Source organism: Mesorhizobium sp. B264B1B, assembly GCF_020165765.1.
Lineage (GTDB): Bacteria > Pseudomonadota > Alphaproteobacteria > Rhizobiales > Rhizobiaceae > Mesorhizobium.
On the sequence record NZ_JAIUIS010000004.1, the window covers coordinates 471,658 to 491,683 of the forward strand.

Here is a 20,026-nt window from a genome sequence, read left to right on the forward strand (position 1 = left end):
CTGTGCATTCCGAATGTGCGCTTGTGACCATGTGTCCTGGCACTTTGGAACTGTGGCGAGCACAGGACGTATTCTTCACGCGGGACCAGACGGTGCACTCGAAGCCGTCACAGGGCCGCAATGGGCGTTTTCGACAGTGGCCACAAGGGAGGAAATACCAGTGAAAGCATCCTATCTCATCTCAGCCGCGCTGCTTGTGGGTACCGCGATGCCAGCGGCGGCAGCCGAAATTTCCGACGGCAAGGTCAAGATCGGCATCCTCAACGACCAGTCGGGTGTCTATGCCGATTTCGGCGGCAAATGGTCCGTCGAGGCGGCCAAGATGGCTGTCGAGGATTTCGGCGGCAAGGTCCAGAATGCGCCTATCGAGGTCATCAGTGCCGACCACCAGAACAAGCCGGACATCGCCTCCAACATCGCGCGCCAGTGGTACGACACCGAGCAGGTCGATGCCATAATGGAACTGACCACCTCCTCGGTGGCGCTCGCCGTGCAGGGACTTTCCAAGGAAAAGAAGAAGATCGACATCGTCACCGGCGCGGCTGCGACCGACCTGACCGGCAAGCAGTGCTCGCCCTATGGTTTCCATTGGGCCTACGACACCCATTCCCAGGCCGTCGGCACAGGCGGTGCCCTGGTGCAGCAAGGCGGCGACAGCTGGTATTTCATCACCGTCGACTACGCCTTCGGCTATTCGCTCGAGGAGCAGACCGCCAAGCTCGTCAAGGATCGCGGCGGCAAGGTGCTTGGTGAAGTGCGCTATCCGCTCGGCTCGACCGACTACTCATCCTTCCTGCTGCAGGCGCAATCCTCCGGCGCCAAGATCGTCGGCCTTGCCAATGCCGGTCTCGACACTTCCAACTCGATCAAGCAGGCGGCCGAATTCGGCATCGTCGCCGGCGGCCAGCGGCTCGCGGCACTTCTGTTCACGCTGGCCGAAGTGCATGGCCTTGGCTTGCAGGCGGCCCAGGGCGTCGTGCTGACCGAAGGCTATTACTGGGATCGCGACGACAAGAGCCGCGAGTTCGCCAACCGCTTCTTCAAACGCACCGGCAGGATGCCGAACATGATCCAGGCCGGGACGTATTCGGCGGTGTCGCAGTATCTCAAGGCCATCGACAAGGCCGGCACCGACGAAACCGAAGCGGTGGCCAAGGAATTGCATTCGATGCCGGTCAATGACGTCTTTACCGCCAACGGCAAGGTGCAGGCCGACGGCTCCATGGTGCACGACATGTACCTCTATCAGGTCAAGAAGCCCGAGGAGAGCAAGAAGGATTGGGACTACTACACCTATCTTGCAACCATTCCGGGCGACCAGGCCTTCATGAAGGCCACGGATAGCGGCTGCCCGCTCGTCAGCAAGTGACGACGGCAACCGCCGCGGCCGTCAGGCCTGACGGCGATGGAGCCGTGCCGCGGGTGGTGCTTTCCGCCCGCGGCCTCAGGCGCGATTTCGCCGGGTTCGTTGCGGTGAAGGATGTCGATCTCGACGTTCATCACGGCAGGATTCACGCCTTGATCGGACCCAACGGCGCCGGCAAGACCACGATCTTCAATCTTTTGACCAAGTTCCTGCAGCCGACCAGCGGCACGATTGAACTGCTCGGCACCGACATAACCCGGACACCGCCGGCCAAGGTGGCGCGGATGGGCCTCGTGCGCTCGTTCCAGATATCGGCGATCTTTCCGCATCTGAGCGTGCTCGACAATGTGCGCGTCGCGCTGCAGCGGCCAGGCGGGCTGGGTTTCCAGTTCTGGCGCCCGCTTTCGGCGCTCGACCAACTGACGCCGCGGGCGCGCGAGCTTCTCGGCACGGTCGGCCTCGACGACGCGGCGCACCGGCTCGCCGGCGATCTCTCCTATGGCCGCAAGCGCGTGCTCGAGATCGCCACCACGCTGGCGCTCGATCCAAAGGTGCTGCTGCTCGACGAGCCGATGGCCGGCATGGGGCACGAGGATGTCAGCATGATCTCCGGGATCATCCGCGCCTTGGCCCGCGATCGGGCCGTGCTCATGGTGGAGCACAATCTGACCGTCGTTGCCGATCTTTGCGACTGGATCACCGTGATGCAGCGCGGCAAGGTGCTCGCCGCGGGCGACTATCCGACGGTCAGCCAGGATGAACGCGTCCGGATAGCCTATATGGGAACCGAGCATGAGTGAGCCGCTGCTTGCCGTGCGCGATCTCCATGCCTGGTACGGCGAGGGCCACGCGCTGCACGGCGTCGACCTCGATGTGTTCCGCGGCGAAACCGTGACGCTGCTTGGCCGCAACGGCGTCGGCAAGACCACGACGCTGCGCGCCATCATGGGGCTGATCCGCAAGCGCACCGGCAGTGTCGTCTTCAACGGCAACGACTTGATCGGCCTGCCCTTGCACCGTGTCGCCCACCAAGGCATCGGTTTCGTTCCCGAGGAGCGCGGCATTTTCGCCACGCTGACAGTCGACGAGAACCTGATCCTGCCGCCGGTGGTGGCCAAGGGCGGCATGAGCGTCGAGGAGATCTTCGAGCTCTTTCCCAACCTGAAGGAGCGCCGCAACAGCCCGGGCACCAGGCTATCCGGCGGCGAGCAGCAGATGCTGGCGATCGCCCGCATCCTGAGGACGGGTGTCCGGATGCTGCTCCTCGACGAGCCGACCGAAGGCCTGGCGCCGGTCATCGTCCAGCGCATCGGCGAATTGCTTGCGACGTTGAAAAAGCGCGGCATGACGATCCTGCTCGTGGAGCAGAATTTCCGTTTCGCCGCCCGCATTGCCGACCGCTTCTACCTGATGGAGCACGGCAAGGTGCTGAGCGGGTTTCCGGTCGGCGAACTGGCCGCCCACGACGCTCAACTTCACGAGGTGCTCGGAGTATGATCGCGCCATGACGATGATCTTCGGCATCCCCATCCAGGCCTTTCTCGGGCAGCTGCTGGTCGGGCTGATCAACGGTTCCTTCTATGCGATGCTGAGCCTTGGCCTCGCCGTCATCTTCGGCCTGCTGCGCATCATCAATTTCGCCCACGGCGCGCTCTACATGCTGGGCGCCTTCATCGGTTATCTGCTGCTTGTCCATCTCGGCATCGGCTATTGGCCGGCGCTGATCCTGGTGCCGCTCTCCGTCGGGCTGTTCGGCATTGCGGTCGAGCGTGCTGCGCTCTCGCGGCTCTACCAGCTCGACCCTCTCTACGGCCTGCTCTTCACTTTCGGCCTGGCCTTGGTCATCGAGGGCGTCTTCCGTTATTATTACGGCGTCTCGGGAAATCCCTATGCGGTGCCGGCGCTACTTGCGGGCGGCACCAATCTCGGCTTCATGTTCCTGCCCAACTATCGCGGCTGGGTGGTGCTGGCATCGCTTCTCGTCTGCCTGGGCACATGGCTTTTGATCGAGAAGACCAGGCTTGGCTCCTATCTGCGCGCCGCGACCGAAAATCCAGAACTGGTCCAGGCTTTCGGCGTCAACGTGCCACTGCTTTTGACACTCACCTATGGACTGGGTGCGGCACTTGCCGGTCTTGCCGGGATCCTGGCGGCTCCCGTCTACCAGGTCAGTCCGCTGATGGGGTCGGATCTGATCATCGTCGTCTTCGCCGTCGTCGTGGTCGGCGGCATGGGCTCGATCCTGGGCGCCATCGTCACCGGCTACATGCTCGGCCTCGCCGAGGGCCTAACCAAGGTGTTCTATCCCGAGGCGTCGAACCTTGTCGTCTTCGTCATCATGGCGATCGTGCTTCTACTGCGGCCGGCCGGCCTGTTCGGAAGGGACGCCTGAGATGAGTGAGCTGACGCTTCACGAAAAGCGCGCCGCGGCCTCCGTGCGGCTGGAACGCGCGCTGGTGGCGCTGGCGGTATTGGCGCTCATCGCCGCGCCGTTCTTCGTCTACCCGTTCTTCCTTATGAAGATGCTGTGCTTTGCGCTGTTTGCCTGCGCCTTCAACCTGTTGCTCGGCTACACCGGCCTGTTGTCCTTCGGCCACGCGACCTTCTTCGGCGGCGCCGCCTATTTCTGCGCGCATGCCGTCAAGGTATGGGGCTGGCCGCCGGAGGCAGGCATTCTGCTGGGTACCGCCGGCGCGGCCCTGCTCGGGCTGGTCATGGGCTTCTTCGCCATCCGCCGGCAAGGCATCTATTTCGCCATGATCACGCTGGCGCTGGCGCAGATGTTCTTCTTCTTCTGCGTGCAGGCACCGTTCACGCAAGGCGAGGATGGCATCCAGGGCGTTCCGCGCGGCAACCTCTTCGGCATCATCGATTTGAACGCTACGGTCAACATGTACTATGTCGTATTGGCCATCTTCCTGATCGGCGTCTTCGCCATTTGGCGGATCGTCAACTCGCCCTTCGGCATGATCCTGCGCTCGATCCGCGAGAACGAGAACCGCGCCATCTCGCTCGGCTATTCCGTCGCCAGGTATAAGCTCGCCGCTTTCGTCATGTCGGCCGCACTTGCGGGGCTTGCCGGCGCGGTCAAGGCAATCGTGTTCCAGTTCGCGACGCTCACCGACGTGACATGGCAGATGTCGGGCGAGGTGATCCTGATGTCGCTGCTTGGCGGCATCGGTACCATGGTCGGGCCGGTCGTCGGCGCCGGCTTCGTCGTCGGCCTTGAAAACACACTCGCCACCTCAGGCTTTCCGGTGACCATCGCCACCGGCCTGATATTCATGGTCTGCGTGCTCGTCTTCCGGCGCGGCATCGTCGGCGAATTCCATGCGCGGCTGCCCAGGCCGGCGGACGGTGCAAGTGGTTGATATTCATCCCGTGGCCGATCTCCCTGCTGTCTCCAGCCATGTGGTGGGCAGTCCAGTGAGCAACCGGGAATGCAGCCTGGATGTTTATCGAAGCGCCTGCTTTACAGGCAGGTTTGGTAGCGCTACCGTCTCCGTATCGCGTGACCACATGAAGGTTGGAGGGCCGTCGCCGGGAGAGGTCAGCGGTTCCTTCGAAGAGACGTCGCGGGAATCGTTCGGGAGGAGGATCGATGGCGTCTGTCGCGATTAGCGAGGTTCACAAATCATTCGGGACCGTCGAGGTTCTGCACGGCGTCAGCGTGGACATCGACGATGGCGAATTCGTCACGCTGGTCGGGCCGTCGGGTTGCGGAAAATCAACCCTGCTCAGGATGATCGCGGGCCTGGAAAAGATTTCGCGGGGCGAGATTGCGATTGGCGAACGTGTCGTCAACAACGTTGCGCCGAAGGAACGCGACGTCGCTATGGTCTTCCAGAACTATGCGCTCTACCCGCATATGACCGTCGCCGAGAACATGGCATTCTCGCTCATGCTCAAGGGCGTTTCGAAGGCTGAGAGCGGCGCCGGCGTCCAGCGCGCAGCGGAGATTCTGGGGCTCGTGCCGCTGTTGGCGCGCTATCCCCGCCAGCTTTCCGGCGGACAGCGCCAGCGAGTTGCCATGGGGCGGGCGATCGTGCGCGATCCGGCGGTTTTCTTGTTCGACGAGCCGCTGTCCAATCTTGACGCCAAGCTCAGGGTGCAGATGCGCGCCGAGATCAAGGAACTGCACCAGCGCCTGAAAACCACGACGGTCTATGTTACCCATGACCAGATCGAAGCCATGACCATGGCAGACAAGATCGTGGTCATGCATGACGGCATCGTCGAGCAGATCGGGCCGCCGCTGGAACTCTACGACAGGCCGGACAATCTCTTCGTCGCCAGTTTCATCGGCTCGCCCGCCATGAATTTGCTGCGGGGCGAAATCGCGACGAACGGGTCGCCGTCCTTTCGGGGCGCGGGCGGAATTTCCGTGCCGTTGGACGCAGCATCGTCCGTCAAAGGCGGCGAGCCGGTGGTGCTGGGCATACGGCCCGAGCATTTGCGGCTGTCCGACCAGGGCATTGCGGTCACCATCGCGGTGATCGAGCCGACCGGGTCGGAGGTACAGCTCATCGGCCGGACAGCCGGCGGTGAAGAGATCGTGGCCAACTTCCGGGAACGTCATTCCTTCACGCCGGGCGAAACCATCCGGCTCACCGCCGAACCCGGCCTCATTCATCTCTTCCACGGCGAAACCGGGCAGCGGCTTCAAACGCGCAGCAAGCTGTAGAGACCAAAGGGCAAGAGAAACAAACAGGAGGAACGAGCATGAAATTCACCAGACGTGACGTGATCCGCACGACGGCCGGCGCTGCTGCCGGCGTTTTGGGAAGCCGCTTCGCCGGCTCTCCGGCATTCGCCCAGGAGGGGCTGAAGTACAAGCCGGAGGACGGTGCGAAGCTCAGGCTGCTGCGCTGGTCGCCTTTCGTGCAGGGTGACGAGGACCAGTGGCTGAAAAACACCAAGCGGTTCACCGAAGCGACGGGCGTGGAGGTACGTGTCGACAAGGAAAGCTGGGAAGACATTCGCCCCAAGGCAGCGGTCGCCGCCAATGTCGGTTCAGGTCCGGATCTGATGTTCGTCTGGTTCGACGACCCGCATCAGTATCCCGACAAGCTGCACGACGTGACGGAACTGGGCGAGTATCTGGGGTCGAAATATGGCGGCTGGCACGACGGACCAAAGCAATATGCGACCCGGGAAGGCAAATTCATCGGCCTGCCGCTCGCCACCATCGGAAATGCCATCGTCTATCGGGAAAGCTGGGTGAAAGAGGCCGGCTTTTCGGAGTTCCCCAAGGATACGAAAGGCTTCCTCGAACTTTGCAAGGCCCTGCAGGCGAAGGGGCATCCGGCCGGCTTCACGCACGGCCATGGTGTCGGCGACGGCAACAACTACGCGCACTGGCTGCTGTGGAGCCATGGCGGCCAGATGGTCGACGAGAGCGGCAAGGTGACGATCAACAGCCCCGAGACCCTCAAGGCGATCGAATACGCGCAGGAACTCTACAAGACTTTTATTCCAGGCACCGAAAGCTGGCTCGACGTCAACAACAATCGCGCCTTCCTGGCCGGCGAACTCAGTGTGATCGCCAATGGCATTTCCGCCTACAACACGGCCAAGATCAACAAGGACAATGATCCGAAGCTGGCGGAAATGGCCAAGGACATACGCACCACCAACCTGCCGATCGGTCCTGTCGGCAAATCCGTCGAACTGTTCCAGGTGACCACAGCCGTCATCTTCGACTACACGCCCTACCCCAACGCGGCCAAAGCCTATCTGCAATTCATGTTCGAGGACCCGCAAATGCCAGATTGGATCACCTCCTCGGCGGGCTACTGCTGCCAGACGCTCAAGGCGTTCGACAACAATCCGGTGTGGACAGCCGATCCGAACAATGCCGCTTACGCCAAGGCTTCGGCGACGCTGCGGCCCAACGGCTATGCCGGGCCGCTCGGCTATGCCTCGGCGGCGACCATGGCCGACTATGTCCTGGTCGACATGTTCGCCAAGGCCGTCACGGGGCAGGCCACGCCCCAGGAGGCAATGGAAGAGGCGGAGAAGCGCGCAAACCGGTATTATCGCGTTTGATCCATGCCAGCTGAGCCTGGCGGCTCTGCCCCGCGCTATCCGACCCTCCGGAAGCGCAGGGCGGCCGCCAGGCCGATCAACGAGACCCTTGCAGGGAGCCCGCCCCATGGCCGTGCCGTCCGTCGCCGCTCAGCCGCGTTCCTCGATGCTGTCGCGCCTGGCCGAGAGCAGGAACGCGCTTGGCTTCGGCTTCATGCTGCCGGCGGCGGCATTGCTGCTTGTCTTCCTGACCTATCCGCTTGGGCTCGGCGTCTGGCTCGGCTTCACCGATGCCCGCATCGGCCGTCCCGGCATCTTCATCGGCATCGAGAACTATGAATATCTGTGGAGCGACGCCGTCTTCTGGCTCTCCGTCTTCAACACCCTGCTCTACACCGTCAGCGCCTCGATCCTGAAATTCGCGCTCGGCCTCTGGCTGGCGCTCATCCTCAACCAGAACCTTCCCTTCAAATCGTTCTTCCGCGCGATTGTCCTGTTGCCGTGGGTGGTGCCGACGGTGCTGTCGGCCATCGCCTTCTGGTGGATTTACGATTCGCAGTTCTCGATCCTGTCCTGGGCACTCCAGCAGATGGGCCTGATCGACCATCGCATCAATTTCCTCGGCGATCCGGAGAACGCGCGTGCTTCGGTGATCGCGGCCAATGTCTGGCGCGGCATCCCTTTCGTAGCCATCACGCTGCTTGCCGGCTTGCAGACAATCCCCCAATCGCTTTACGAGGCCGCCACGCTCGACGGCGCCAGCCGCTGGCAATTGTTTCGCCATGTGACGCTGCCGCTGCTCACCCCCATCATCGCGATCACGATGACGTTCTCGGTGCTGTTCACCTTCACGGATTTCCAGCTGATCTATGTGCTGACCCGCGGCGGACCGGTAAATGCCACCCATCTGATGGCGACGCTGTCGTTCCAGCGCGGCATTTCGGGCGGCCAGCTCGGCGAGGGCGCCGCGATCGCGGTCGCCATGATCCCATTCCTCCTTGCCGCGATCCTGTTCAGTTATTTCGGCTTGCAGCGCCGCAAATGGCAGCAGGGGGGCGGAGACTGACATGGCTGCCACCAGGAAGACAAAACAGCCGCAGCTCGATGAAGGCGGCATGGGCTATTTGCAGAGCGTGCCGCGCCGTGTGGTGACGGTCTATCTCCCCCTGCTCGTGTTCGTCATCGTGCTCTTGTTCCCGTTCTACTGGATGACGATCACAGCGGTTAAGCCCAATGTCGAAATGACAGACTATGCCAATTTCAACCCGCTCTGGGTCGTGCATCCGACATTGGAGCACATCCGCTATCTTCTCTTCGAGACGTCCTATCCGGGCTGGCTGCTCAACACGATCATCATTTCGACCGCCGCCACTTTCCTGTCGCTGGTGGCGTCGGTTTTCGCGGCCTATGCGATCGAGCGGCTGCGGTTCTCCGGGGCACGGCAGGTCGGCCTCGCGGTGTTCCTCGCCTATCTCGTGCCGCCCTCGATACTGTTCATCCCCTTGTCGGTGATGGTGTTCAACCTCGGGCTTTACGACACACCCTTCGCGCTCATCCTCACCTACCCGACCTTCCTGATCCCCTTCTGCACCTGGCTGCTGATGGGTTACTTCCGCTCCATCCCGTTCGAACTGGAAGAATGTGCGCTCATAGACGGGGCAAGCCGCTGGCAGATCCTGAGCAAGATCGTGCTGCCCCTGTCGGTGCCAGGCCTGATCTCGGCGGGCATATTCGCATTCACCCTGTCATGGAACGAGTTCATCTATGCCTTGACGTTCATCCAGTCGTCCGAAAACAAGACCGTGCCGGTCGGGGTGCTCACCGAACTCGTCCGCTCCGACGTCTATGAGTGGGGTGCCCTGATGGCGGGCGCGCTGATCGGATCCCTGCCGGTCGTCGTGCTTTATTCGTTCTTCGTCGAGCACTATGTCTCCTCGATGACCGGCGCGGTGAAGGAATAGCGCCGCCCCGATGCCGCGGGCGCTTTTCCTGGAATGCCCTAGCCCAGGCTTTTGCCGTAGCGGGCAAAGCTTTCGGCCAGGACGGTCGTGCTCGCACCGGCCCGTTCGGGCCGTTTGTAGATGCCGCCTTCGACGCGGATCGGCTCCTCGAAGTGATCCTTGATCCAGGGGATGTATTCGAGGATCGTCGATGCAGGATGCCAGTAGCTCAGATGCACATGCACCTGGCTCATCTCCCCTGCATGCGGAACGACGGGAAGCCGATGCGCCAGTGCCAGGTCCGCGACCTGGATGTATTCGGTTATTCCTCCGAGCCGCGTGACGTCCGGCTGGACGTAGGCGACGGCTCCTGCATCGACGAAGGAGCGGAACGCGTCGATCGTGTAGAGCTGCTCGCCGAGCGCGATCGGGATCGATGTATTGCGCGCGAGCGTGGCGTGGCTGGCGACATCGTCATACCAGAGCGGCTCCTCGAACCAGTAGATATCGAGGTCGCGCGCCAGCGCGCAGAACCGCTGGCAGGTCGGAAGATCCCACTTGCCGTTGCCGTCGATTGCGATCCGGATCCTTGGTCCGACACGTTTGCGCACAGCCGCCAGGCGCTCGACGTCGACATTTGGGTCGTCATGGCCGACCTTGATCTTGATGCGTGTGAATCCATCCTCCTCGACGGCTTTCGCGGAGCCGCGCAGCAACGTGTCCAGATCGAACGAAATCCAGCCGATATCGGTATTGTAGGCCTCCAGGGCATCGGTGCGCGCGCCGCCGAGATAACTCCACAGCGGCAGGCCCGCCCGTTTCGCCTTCATATCCCACAACGCGATATCGATTGCGGCCAGCGCCAGATGCGTGATGCCGGCCCGACCGACCCATTGAAGCGAAGGATGGCGCGCAAGCCTGGTCCATAGACGCTGATGATCCGAGGCGTCTTCGCCTACCAGAAGCGGCGCGTAACACTCGCCGATGCAGGACGTTATCAGCCGGTCGGCGGCCAGATGGGCATGCGTGCCGGTGAAGCCATAACCTTCCAGCCCGTCCGTGGTGACGATCTTCGTACCCACGACACCCCAATGGGTGATGCCGTGGGTCGAGTCCGAAATGGAGTCCGAGGTGAGTGGAAGATGGAGAATGAACGGGCGGACGGAGGCGATTTTCATCTATGACCCTTGGCGGATATGAATTTGTCAATGAAGGAGCTGCGAGAGGAATTCGCGTGCACGCTGATGCTTCGGGGCTGCGAAGAACTCCTTCGGCGTGGCCTCCTCGAGTATCCGGCCCTTGTCCATGAAGACGACCCGATCGGCCACCTGGCTGGCGAAACCCATTTCGTGCGTCACGCAGATCATCGTCATGCCTTCGGATGCCAGCGAGACCATGGTGTCTAGCACTTCCTTGACCATTTCCGGATCGAGAGCCGAGGTCGGTTCATCGAAGAGCATGATCTTGGGCTGCATGCAGAGCGCGCGGGCGATCGCGACGCGCTGCTGCTGGCCGCCGGAAAGCTGGGACGGATACTTGTCCGCCTGATCTGCGATCCGAACCTTGTGCAACATCTCCAGCGCTCTCTCCGAAGCGTCCCTGCGCGATTTTCCGAGCACGCGGATCGGCGCCAGCGTACAGTTCTCGATCACCTTGAGATGCGGGAAGAGGTTGAACTGCTGGAACACCATGCCGATGTCCCGGCGCGGGACCATACGTCCGTGGGACTTCTCGACCAGCGGTTTGCCGTCGATTTCCACCGAGCCTTGCTGCAGGTCTTCCAAGCCGTTGATGCAGCGGATCAAGGTCGACTTGCCTGAGCCCGACGGCCCGCAGACGACAATCTTTTCGCCCTTCGCCACCTCAAGGCTGACGTGATCGAGCGCCTGAAACCCGCCGAACATCTTCACCGCGTCGCGCAGTTTCACAAAGGCGCTGCCGTTGGCGTCCATGAACTCCTCCTTGTTGCGAGATTGGCTTGTAACCCGAAAGATCGAAATCAGAAAATAAAAAATTTTCTATTTTTAATTTTTCTGTTGCACCGAACCGGAACCTGACCGATGCTTGGGCCATGAGCATGATCAAGACAACATTGGCCGAGCAGGCCTACCAGGAGCTGCGGTCGCGGATCGTCGGCGGCAGGCTGGCAGGCGGGCAGCGCCTGTTGCCAAACGAATTGGCGGCGGAACTGGGCATCAGTCCCACGCCTGTCAAGGAAGCCTGCCTGCGGCTGGAGGCGGACGGGCTTCTCGTCAATTCCTCGCGGCGCGGCATGGTGGTCCGCAGCTTCAACGAGGAAGCCGTCGAGGAATTATACGCGGCCAGGACACTGCTCGAGAAAGGGGCCGTGGAAGCAGCCTTCGACGCAGGACGGCTCGATGAGGCGCTGCGGGCGAAGCTCCAGGACAGCCTCGAAAACCACAGGCGCTTCGCCAAAGGGTCGTCGCTCGACGATCTGGCGAAGGCGCTCTCCCATGACCGGGCCTTCCACAGTTCGCTCGTCGGCGCCGCGGGGATACCGATGATCTCCGAGGTCCACTCCCGCATTGTCGGCCAGACGCATACGGTCTTCGTCTCGATTCCAGGCGATTACAGCCGCTCGGTCGAGGAGCACCAGGATATTCTCGATGCCATCGTCGCCGGCAAGAAGAGCCAGATCCTCGCGGCGCTTCAGCGACATCTCGAGAGAAGCCGGCAGAACACCTTGCGCCAGGTGAAAGTCCTTGCGCGAGCGATCGAACCGAACCTTGTTTGAAGACCGGGGACGAGTTTGGAGTACCTAGATTTTTCCGGGACATTCGCGCGCGGCGACCTGTTCGTGCACGCCGCCATGCTGACCGTCGGCCTGTCGGCCGCCGCGCTGGTTCTGGGCATGTGCGTCGGCATCGTCGGCGCCCTGATGAGACTTTCGAGCTCGAAAGTCCTCTCCTCGATCGCGGCCGCCTATGTGGAAATCATCCGCAACACGCCGTTTCTGGTACAGATCTACATCGTCTATTTCGGGCTGCCCTCGGTCGGCATCCGCATTTCCGAAGTGACGGCGGCCATCCTCTCCCTGACGCTCTACGCGGGCGCCTATATCACCGAGATCGTCCGTGCCGGCATCCAGACGATCGGCAAGGGACAGCGGGAGGCGGCGCACACGCTTGGCATGTCACCGTATCTCACCTTCCGCTATGTCGTTCTGCTGCCGGCGATTTCAGCGATCTTCCCGGCACTGACCAGCCAGTTCATCCTGATCATGCTGGCGTCCAGCGTCGTTTCCGTCATCTCCGTCCCGGAACTGACCGGCGTCGCCAATGATGTGCAGGGCCTGACCTTCCGAAGCCTGGAAGCCTATCTCGTGGTCGCGGCCATCTACCTTGTCCTGACGGCTGCATTCAAAGGCGTCTTCGCACTGATTGACCGTGCCCTCTTCTCCTTCCGCTTTGCAGGGCGATGACGATGTTCCAGACATTCAACCTCCATCATGTCGGGTTTCTGCTGCAATGTGCGACGTGGACGGTCGTCCTCTCGGGAATTGCGCTTGCAGGCGGCGCCATCGGCGGATCGATTATCGCCCTCATGCGCCTCTCCCGCTTCGCCTGGCTGCGCTGGATCGCACAGGCCTATATCTATGTCATCCAGGGAACGCCCCTGCTCGTCATTCTCTTCATCGCCTATTTCGGCGTCGCCAATCTCGGCTATGACCTTCCGGCGATCTACGCGGCCGGCCTTGGATTTACGCTCTACAGCAGCGCGTTCCTCGGCGAGATCTGGCGCGGGTCGATCCAGTCGATCAACAAGGGGCAATGGGAAGCGTCGTTCGTGCTGGCGCTTGGCTGGCGGCACACGATGACCGACGTCATCATTCCGCAGGCGCTTCGCGTCGCCATTCCTCCGACGGTCGGCTTCTCCGTTCAGGTCGTCAAGAACACCGCGCTTGCTTCGGTCGTCGGCTTTATCGAACTGACGAGAGCAGGACAGATCGTCTCCAGCGCCACGTTCCAGCCGCTGCCCGTCTATCTGACGGTCGCGGCCATCTACTTCGGTATCTGCTCCATACTGTCCCATGCCAGCCGCCGCCTGGAGCGCCGCCTGCAGCAGGCAGCCAACTGAAGATCCGGTTCATCACACCAGGGAGGAAAGTATCATGCTATTGAAGAGACTTGCTGTCGGGGTCGCCGCGATGCTGGCGATGATATTGCCCGCAAAGGCCGAGAGCACACTGGACGCCATCGTGCAGCGCGGCACTATCAATGTCGGCGTCGGCCTTGGAACGCCGCCTTATGGCCTGATGGACAGCAGCATGCAGCCCGACGGCTATGACGTGTCCGTGGCAAAGGCAATCGCCCGCGATCTCGGTGTCAAGGTCAACATCGTCGACACGACGGCAGCCAACCGCATCCCGAACCTGACTTCGGGCAAGCTCGACATCGTGATCTATTCGTTCTCGATCACCGCCGAGCGCGCCAAGGCCATCGCGTTCACCAACACCTACTATGTCGACCAGCAGGTCTATGTCGGTCCCGCCGACCAGCCGATCACCAAGATCGAGGATCTGGCCGGCAGGAAGATCGGCGTGACGCGGGCCAGCACGAACGACATCGTCATGACCAAAAAGGCCGTCGAAGGCGCACAGATCCAGCGCTATGACGATGACGCGTCGACATCCCAGGCGCTGTTCGCAGGCCAGGTCGAAGGCATCGTGACCAGCGGCGCGCTTGCCCGCGCCGTCGAGGAGCACGATCCCAACCTCAAGAAGCAGTTCGTCGTGGCGCAGGCGCCGATGGGCATAGGCCTGCGCCGCAACGACCCGGACTTCCTGCACTGGCTGAACACGGAGCTCTTCATGCTCCAGTCTACAGGTGAGCTGCAGGCCCTGCAGAAAAAATGGATGGGTGTCGAAGTCGACCTGCCCCGCTTCTGAGAATGACTGGATCCGGGACTCCCCCGGATCCACACATGCCGCTGCGATCGGTTTATCGAAGGTTTTTCCATGAAAATCACGGATGTGAAGGTGCGCTGCTGCCAGCGCAAACCAGGCGATTTTGCCGCCAGCGCGTTTCGAACCGGGGATTTCGCGAAGTTCGAATTTCTCACCGTCACCATGGCGACGGATACCGGGCTCGAGGCAACCGCCTTCGGGTTCGCCGGTCGTTCGGCGGCGGGCGCCGGCAGGCTGATTGCCGACACGCTGCGTCCGTTCTTCATCGGCCGTGACCCGCTCGACCGGGAAAAGGCATGGCACGATTTCCGGGTGGCCGACCGCTGGTGGGGCCACTTGCCGATCTATGCCTACGGACCATTCGACACCTGCCTCTGGCTGCTGTCGGCCACCGCCGCCGGGCAGCCTCTCTACAAATATCTCGGCGCCTTCCGCGAACGCGTGCCGGTCTATGGCAGCTCGATGATCCTGTCGGGGCCGCAGGACTATGTGAAAGAGGCGCTGCGCGCCAAAGCCGAAGGGTTGCGGGCCTACAAGCTCCATACACCGGGACTCGACCTCGACTACGACATCGACGTCCATCGCCAGGTCCGCGCCGCCGTCGGGCCGGATTTCACGCTGATGTCGGACCCGGTCTCGATGTTCAATCTCGAGCAGTCGATCCGCTTCGGCCGCGAGCTGGAAAGGCTCGACTTCTACTGGCTGGAAGAGCCTTTATACGACGAGGACGTGCATTCGCTGCGGGAGCTCGCCCGCACCCTCGAAATCCCGCTCGTCGGGACGGAAGTCCTTGCGAAGCACCCTTACAGCATCGCCGAATGCATCTCGACGCGTGTCGTCGATCGCGTCCGGGCAGACGTTTCCTGGACGGGCGGCGTCACGGGCGTCATGAAGACGGCCCGCCTCGCCGAAGCCTTCGGCGTCAATTGCGAGATCCATACCGCCATCTTCCACCCGATGGAGATCGTCAACCTGCATTGCGCCGCGGCGATCAAGAACTGCGACTTCTTCGAAGTGCTCTATCCAATGGAGAACTTCGCCTTCGGCCTCAAGCAGCCGCTGCCGATCAAGGACGGCTACGCCGCGCCGCCGTCAGCCCCCGGCCTCGGGGTCGAGATCGACTGGGATGCCATCGACAACAGCACGATCTGTGAGGCCTGAGCGCCATGATGAAAGCTGTCTGCCTCGAGGAACCCGGCAAGATCTCGCTGGTCGAATTGCCCGAACCAAAACCGGGCCCGGGCGAAGTCGCGGTGCGGATGGAGTATGTGGGGTATTGCGGTTCCGACCTGACGTCGTTTCGCGGCCTCAATCCGCTGATCTCCTACCCGCGCGTCCTGGGCCATGAAATCTCCGGCACCATCTCGGCGCTCGGCGACGGCGTCAGCGCGCTTGCGGTCGGCCAGTCCGTGACTATTCTTCCCTATTTCAATTGCGGCAGGTGCCATGCCTGCCGCCTTGGCAGGCCGAACGCCTGCAAGGACAACCGGACGATGGGCGTCCAGCGCGAGGGCGCGATGGCCTCGATCATCGTCGTTCCCGCGGGCAAGATCATTCCGGTCGAGGGCATGCGCCAGCGGGACCTCGCGCTGATCGAGCCGCTTGCCGTCGGCTTCCATGCCGTCCGCCGCTCCGAGCTTTCGGCTGGAGAAACCGTCGTCATCCTTGGCTGCGGCGTCATTGGGCTCGGCGCCTTGCTCGGCGCTGTCAGGCGGGGCTCACGCGTGATCGCAGTGGACCTTAGCGCCGACAAACTCGCCGTTGCCAAGGTGCTCGGCGCCACTGACACCATCGATGCGTCGCGCGAAGATGTCCTGGCGCATGTCCTGGAACTGACCAGTGGGGACGGTCCGCAGGTCGTCATCGAGGCGGTCGGCGCGGATGCGACCTTTCGGCAGGCGATCGATCTCGTGGCGTCCTGCGGCCGGGTCGTCTATGTCGGCTACGCCAAGAACAAGATCGCTTACGACACCAAGTTCTTCCTGCTCAAGGAGATGGATATCCGCGGGTCGCGCGGCTCCGAGATCGCCGATTTCCACGATGTTATCGGCTATCTGAAGCAACATCGGGACGCCGGCGACCGCATCGTCTCACGCGTCGTGCCAATCGAGGAAGCCGGTGCGGCCATGCAAGCCTGGGACAAGAACCCCGGAGGCTTCACCAAGATCGTCGTCCGGATCGAAGCGAAGGAAGACGCATGAGCATCAAGGATATCTTCGGGCTGGAGGGGCAGCATGCGCTGGTGACCGGCGGCGGAAGCGGTCTCGGCCTTGCGATCGCCACCTGTTTCGTCGAAGCCGGCGCCAAGGTGACGATCGTCGGCACCAACGCCGCGAAGCTCGCTGCCGCCTGCGAGACGCTGGGGCCTTCCGCCACGAGCCATGTCTTCGACGTGACCGACACTGCCGGTGCCACGGGTTTCGCCAGCGAGGTGGCAAAAAAATCCGGACGCGTCTCGATCCTCGTCAACAATGCCGGCAACACGGTCAAGAAGCCGCTCGGCGAGATGAGCGTCGAGGCTTTCAATTCGGTGCTGAACGTCCATGTCGGCGGCGCCTTCGCCCTCTCGCGCGCCTTCCTGCCGCAGGTGACGGAAGCAAGGGGCAGCATTCTTTTCACCGCCTCGATGAGCTCTTTCCTCGGCATTCCCAATGTGATCGGCTATTCGGCGGCGAAAGCCGCCTATGTCGGCATGGTGAGGGCGCTCGCGACCGAACTTGCGCCCAGCGGGATACGCGTCAACGGTGTGGCACCAGGCTGGATCGACACCGCGCTTCTACGCCAGGCCACCGCAGCCGATCCGGAAAGGGCGCGCAAGATCAACAGCCGCATTCCCATGGGTCGTTTCGGCGAGGGCGCCGATATCGGCTGGGCCATGACCTATCTCGCCTCACGCGCCTCAGCCTATGTGACCGGCCATATACTGGTGGTCGACGGCGGCGCGCTGCACGGCTTCTGACACCATAGTTTTTCGAGGGAGAAAACAGATGACGACCGATACTGACAAGGCGATCTTCGAAGTCATCCGCAAGGAACTCTTCACGGCCGTCGTCGGCGACGTGCTTGATGTAATGGGTCACCGCCGGCAGTTCCTGCCGGCCGGGATCGCGCCGTTGCAGCCGGAGATGAAAGTCATCGGCCGCGCGATGCCGGTGCTGGAGGCGGACGTGTTTTCCGGCGGTTCGCCGGATACGCACGGTCCGCTCGCGAACAAACCGTTCGGCCTCATGATGGAAGCGCTGGACAGCCTGACGGAGAATGATGTCTATATCGCCAGCGGCTCCTCCTTCCGCTACGCGCTGTGGGGCGGGCTGATGTCCACCAGGGCCCAGAAGCTGAAGGCTGCCGGCGCCGTCCTCAACGGCTATATCCGCGACTCCTGGGAAATCGAAGAGCTCGGCTTTTCGGTCTTCTCGCGCGGCATCTATGCCCAGGACCAGGGCCCGCGAGGGAAGGTGATCGACCATGGCTGCCCAATCGAGATCGAAGGCATCCTGGTAACGCCCGGCGACCTGATCTTCGGCGACCGCGAGGGCGTGCTTGTGATCCCGCGCGAGGCGGAAAAGGAAGCGATCGAGCGCGCGATCGAGAAGGTCAGCACAGAGAACAAGGTCGCAACCGCGATCCGCGACGGCATGAGCGCCTGCGAAGCCTTCCGTACCTTCGGCGTCATGTGAGCCGACGATGGACGATCCTCGTCTGCTCCTGCTCTGCGATCACGACAATGTGCTGGTCGCCTGCCGGCGCATCGAAGCCGGTGAGACCATCATCGTCGGCGGCGAGTCGCGCATTCTGATCAAGGCCGTGGAGCTCGGCCACAAGCTGGCGCGGCTGCCGATCGCCCCGGGGATGAAGGTCATCAAATACGGCGTCCCGATCGGCTCGGCGACGCGGTCGATCGGACCCGGCGAGCACGTCCATATTCACAATCTGAAGAGCGACTACACCAAAACGCACGTAATAGCGGAGACCGGATCATGACCGGCGAACAGTCCACCATCCTCGGCTATCTCAGGCCGGACGGTCGCAAGGGCATCCGCAACATTGTGATCGTGGCCTATCTGGTAGAGTGCGCGCATCATGTCGGTCGCGAAATTGTCTCCCATTTCCGCGGCAGGGACGTGCATCTGATCGGCTTTCCAGGCTGCTTTCCCAATCCCTATGCGCAGCGGATGATGGAGCGTCTGTGTACGCATCCCAATGTCGCCGCGGTACTGCTGCTGTCACTGGGATGCGAAAGCTTCAACAAATTCTCGCTCGCCCGCACCGTCGAGGCAAGCGGACGGCCGGTGGCCACGCTGACGATCCAGGAAAACGGCGGTACTTTGTCGACGATTTCCGACGGCATCGAATGGGTCGGGCAACGCCTGCAAGAGCTGGGCGCGGTCGCGAGAGTGCCAATGGATGCGAGTGAACTTATTGTCGGCACGATCTGCGGCGGGTCGGACGGCACCAGCGGCATGACCGGCAACCCCGCCGCCGGCCTTGCCTTCGATCGGCTGGTCCGTGCGGGAGCAGCCTGTATTTTCGAGGAGACCGGCGAGCTGATCGGCTGCGAAGAGATCATGGCGAGCCGTGCCGTGACGCCTGAACTCGGCGTCGAGCTGCGCGCCTCCGTGGCAAAGGCAGCGCAATACTACGCGACGCTAGGCTATGGCAGTTTCGCTCCGGGCAATGCCGATGGCGGCCTATCCACCATCGAGGAGAAATCGATGGGTGCCTATGCCAAATCGGGCTCGTCGCCGATTTCGGGCCTCATCAAGCCGGGCGACATTCCCCCTGGCGGCGGACTCTACCTGATGGATGTCGTGCCGGACGGGGACGTGCGTTTTGGCTTCCCCAACATCTCGGACAATGCCGAGATCGTGGAGCTCATCGCTTCCGGTTGTCACCTCACGCTCTTCGTCACCGGCCGCGGTTCGGTCTCGGGGTCGGCGGTCGCACCGGTCATAAAGATCTGCGCCAATCCCGAAACATACCGTCGCCTGTCGGGCGACATGGACGTCGATGCCGGACGTATCCTCGAAGGGGCCGCCATCTTGTCGGATGTCGGCGACGAAATCTTCAATCTGGTTCTTGCTGTCGCCAATGGCCATGCGACGAAATCCGAACAACTCGGGCACCGCGAATTCATCCTGACCTACAAGACTTTCGAACCGATCGGTCCCGCATGTCTGCCGGGCGCACAGCCAAAGGCTGGTCACCGAAGCTGAAGCTGCCGGCGTTTGCCGCATGCTTGCGAGCGTAGCTTGCGTCTGTGCTGAAGCTGCGCGATCCCTTGACCCTGAGTAAGAGCAATGCGTGGCGGGCCGAACAATCTGGCGACAAGCTCACTCGTTTTGTTTGAAGCGCGGCACGCCGAAACGGATTCATGCGAGCCGCTTAGGTCTTGTTTTGCATGTCGCTACATCGAACCGAGGTTGCTTGGGCAACGTGCATTGGAAACGAGGTGCGCAAAAAAGGGTCGCGGCAAACCAGCATTGGGCTGGCGGCTCGCAACCGCCTCACCCCCATGCGGACAATTCAAATCAGCGGGCCTGCGTCAGCCATACGCCGCTTCCTGATATCTGGGGGAAGCGTCTTCTCGTTTTGGCGAGGGTTCTGTTCCGCCGGCGCGAATGAGCTGCCTGCCTGATCCGAAAAAAACAGCTTCCAGCGGCCCGGGCGGAACGCTACCCGGCTCTTCTGGGCCGCGGGATGGTCGACGGGCAGCTCGATCTCGACGCGCTGGCGTTCGCCGCCGATCTCGAGTTCCACCCGGCGGGT

The 20,026-nt window shown here is 62.3% G+C and carries 22 protein-coding genes; 19 read left to right on the top strand and 3 right to left on the bottom strand.

All coding sequences use genetic code 11. From position 1 onward, the window contains the following. The first annotated feature begins 160 nt into the window (after positions 1-160). The 9 genes from LB547_RS11465 (at position 161) to LB547_RS11505 (ending at position 9,354) form a co-directional block, all read left to right on the top strand. Entirely contained in the window at positions 161-1,369 is a 1,209-nt protein-coding gene (locus tag LB547_RS11465) for an ABC transporter substrate-binding protein (RefSeq protein ID WP_140498402.1), read from the top strand. Then, a complete protein-coding gene (locus LB547_RS11470) occupies positions 1,366-2,166 on the top strand; it encodes an ABC transporter ATP-binding protein (RefSeq protein WP_181167435.1) in 801 nt (266 codons plus the stop codon). Before LB547_RS11465 ends, LB547_RS11470 begins: the two co-directional genes overlap by 4 nt. Continuing rightward, positions 2,159-2,863, top strand: coding sequence for an ABC transporter ATP-binding protein (locus LB547_RS11475; protein ID WP_140552372.1), 705 nt, complete (start codon positions 2,159-2,161; stop codon positions 2,861-2,863). Before LB547_RS11470 ends, LB547_RS11475 begins: the two co-directional genes overlap by 8 nt. Before the next feature lie 7 nt (positions 2,864-2,870). After that, positions 2,871-3,758: a branched-chain amino acid ABC transporter permease gene (locus tag LB547_RS11480; RefSeq protein WP_140581249.1), complete on the top strand. Its 888-nt coding sequence runs from the start codon at positions 2,871-2,873 to the stop codon at positions 3,756-3,758. Position 3,759: 1 nt separating this feature from the next. Continuing rightward, positions 3,760-4,737, top strand: coding sequence for a branched-chain amino acid ABC transporter permease (locus tag LB547_RS11485; RefSeq protein WP_140665561.1), 978 nt, complete (start codon positions 3,760-3,762; stop codon positions 4,735-4,737). Positions 4,738-4,967: 230 nt separating this feature from the next. Beyond that, positions 4,968-6,050: an ABC transporter ATP-binding protein gene (locus tag LB547_RS11490; RefSeq protein WP_140763385.1), complete on the top strand. Its 1,083-nt coding sequence runs from the start codon at positions 4,968-4,970 to the stop codon at positions 6,048-6,050. Positions 6,051-6,088: 38 nt separating this feature from the next. Beyond that, positions 6,089-7,414, top strand: a complete 1,326-nt coding sequence (locus LB547_RS11495) for an ABC transporter substrate-binding protein (RefSeq protein WP_140498408.1) — start codon at positions 6,089-6,091, stop codon at positions 7,412-7,414. A gap of 145 nt (positions 7,415-7,559) precedes the next feature. Beyond that, the gene (locus LB547_RS11500; RefSeq protein ID WP_411908976.1) at positions 7,560-8,459 is read left to right on the top strand and encodes a carbohydrate ABC transporter permease; all 900 of its coding nucleotides are present in this window, start codon (positions 7,560-7,562) and stop codon (positions 8,457-8,459) included. Position 8,460: 1 nt separating this feature from the next. After that, complete coding sequence (locus tag LB547_RS11505) at positions 8,461-9,354, top strand: carbohydrate ABC transporter permease (RefSeq protein WP_140498410.1); 894 nt, start codon at positions 8,461-8,463, stop codon at positions 9,352-9,354. 38 nt (positions 9,355-9,392) lie between these two features. On the opposite strand, the gene LB547_RS11510 is transcribed toward LB547_RS11505, so the two are convergent. Further along, complete coding sequence (locus LB547_RS11510) at positions 9,393-10,511, bottom strand: mandelate racemase/muconate lactonizing enzyme family protein (protein WP_140763388.1); 1,119 nt, start codon at positions 10,509-10,511, stop codon at positions 9,393-9,395. A 27-nt stretch (positions 10,512-10,538) separates the two neighbouring features. Next, on the bottom strand, positions 10,539-11,285 hold the full coding sequence (locus tag LB547_RS11515) for an amino acid ABC transporter ATP-binding protein (RefSeq protein WP_140632381.1): 747 nt from the start codon (positions 11,283-11,285) through the stop codon (positions 10,539-10,541). A 119-nt stretch (positions 11,286-11,404) separates the two neighbouring features. Between LB547_RS11515 and LB547_RS11520 the strand changes: the two genes are divergently transcribed. The 10 genes from LB547_RS11520 to LB547_RS11565 all read left to right on the top strand — a co-directional run bounded on the left by LB547_RS11520 (position 11,405) and on the right by LB547_RS11565 (position 19,473). After that, the gene (locus tag LB547_RS11520; protein WP_140581261.1) at positions 11,405-12,088 is read left to right on the top strand and encodes a GntR family transcriptional regulator; all 684 of its coding nucleotides are present in this window, start codon (positions 11,405-11,407) and stop codon (positions 12,086-12,088) included. A 15-nt stretch (positions 12,089-12,103) separates the two neighbouring features. Beyond that, positions 12,104-12,775, top strand: a complete 672-nt coding sequence (locus LB547_RS11525; protein ID WP_140649900.1) for an amino acid ABC transporter permease — start codon at positions 12,104-12,106, stop codon at positions 12,773-12,775. Positions 12,776-12,777: 2 nt separating this feature from the next. Continuing rightward, positions 12,778-13,431, top strand: a complete 654-nt coding sequence (locus LB547_RS11530; RefSeq protein ID WP_140763391.1) for an amino acid ABC transporter permease — start codon at positions 12,778-12,780, stop codon at positions 13,429-13,431. 34 nt (positions 13,432-13,465) lie between these two features. Beyond that, the gene (locus LB547_RS11535) at positions 13,466-14,242 is read left to right on the top strand and encodes a transporter substrate-binding domain-containing protein (protein ID WP_181165309.1); all 777 of its coding nucleotides are present in this window, start codon (positions 13,466-13,468) and stop codon (positions 14,240-14,242) included. Positions 14,243-14,311: 69 nt separating this feature from the next. After that, the gene (locus tag LB547_RS11540; RefSeq protein WP_140498417.1) at positions 14,312-15,421 is read left to right on the top strand and encodes an enolase C-terminal domain-like protein; all 1,110 of its coding nucleotides are present in this window, start codon (positions 14,312-14,314) and stop codon (positions 15,419-15,421) included. Positions 15,422-15,426: 5 nt separating this feature from the next. Further along, positions 15,427-16,461, top strand: a complete 1,035-nt coding sequence (locus LB547_RS11545) for a zinc-binding alcohol dehydrogenase family protein (protein WP_140498418.1) — start codon at positions 15,427-15,429, stop codon at positions 16,459-16,461. Further along, the gene (locus tag LB547_RS11550; RefSeq protein ID WP_140514976.1) at positions 16,458-17,219 is read left to right on the top strand and encodes an SDR family NAD(P)-dependent oxidoreductase; all 762 of its coding nucleotides are present in this window, start codon (positions 16,458-16,460) and stop codon (positions 17,217-17,219) included. Before LB547_RS11545 ends, LB547_RS11550 begins: the two co-directional genes overlap by 4 nt. 28 nt (positions 17,220-17,247) lie before the next feature. Further along, positions 17,248-17,937 (top strand): RraA family protein, encoded by a 690-nt coding sequence (locus LB547_RS11555; RefSeq protein WP_140763393.1) that lies wholly within the window; start codon positions 17,248-17,250, stop codon positions 17,935-17,937. A 7-nt stretch (positions 17,938-17,944) separates the two neighbouring features. After that, complete coding sequence (locus LB547_RS11560) at positions 17,945-18,241, top strand: UxaA family hydrolase (protein ID WP_140498421.1); 297 nt, start codon at positions 17,945-17,947, stop codon at positions 18,239-18,241. After that, positions 18,238-19,473: a UxaA family hydrolase gene (locus LB547_RS11565; protein ID WP_140581277.1), complete on the top strand. Its 1,236-nt coding sequence runs from the start codon at positions 18,238-18,240 to the stop codon at positions 19,471-19,473. The genes LB547_RS11560 and LB547_RS11565 overlap by 4 nt, the downstream gene beginning before the upstream one ends. A gap of 310 nt (positions 19,474-19,783) precedes the next feature. Here the strand turns inward: LB547_RS11565 and LB547_RS11570 are convergent. After that, positions 19,784-20,026: TOBE-like domain-containing protein (locus LB547_RS11570; protein ID WP_347439605.1), on the bottom strand; the 243-nt coding region annotated here is incomplete at its 5' end.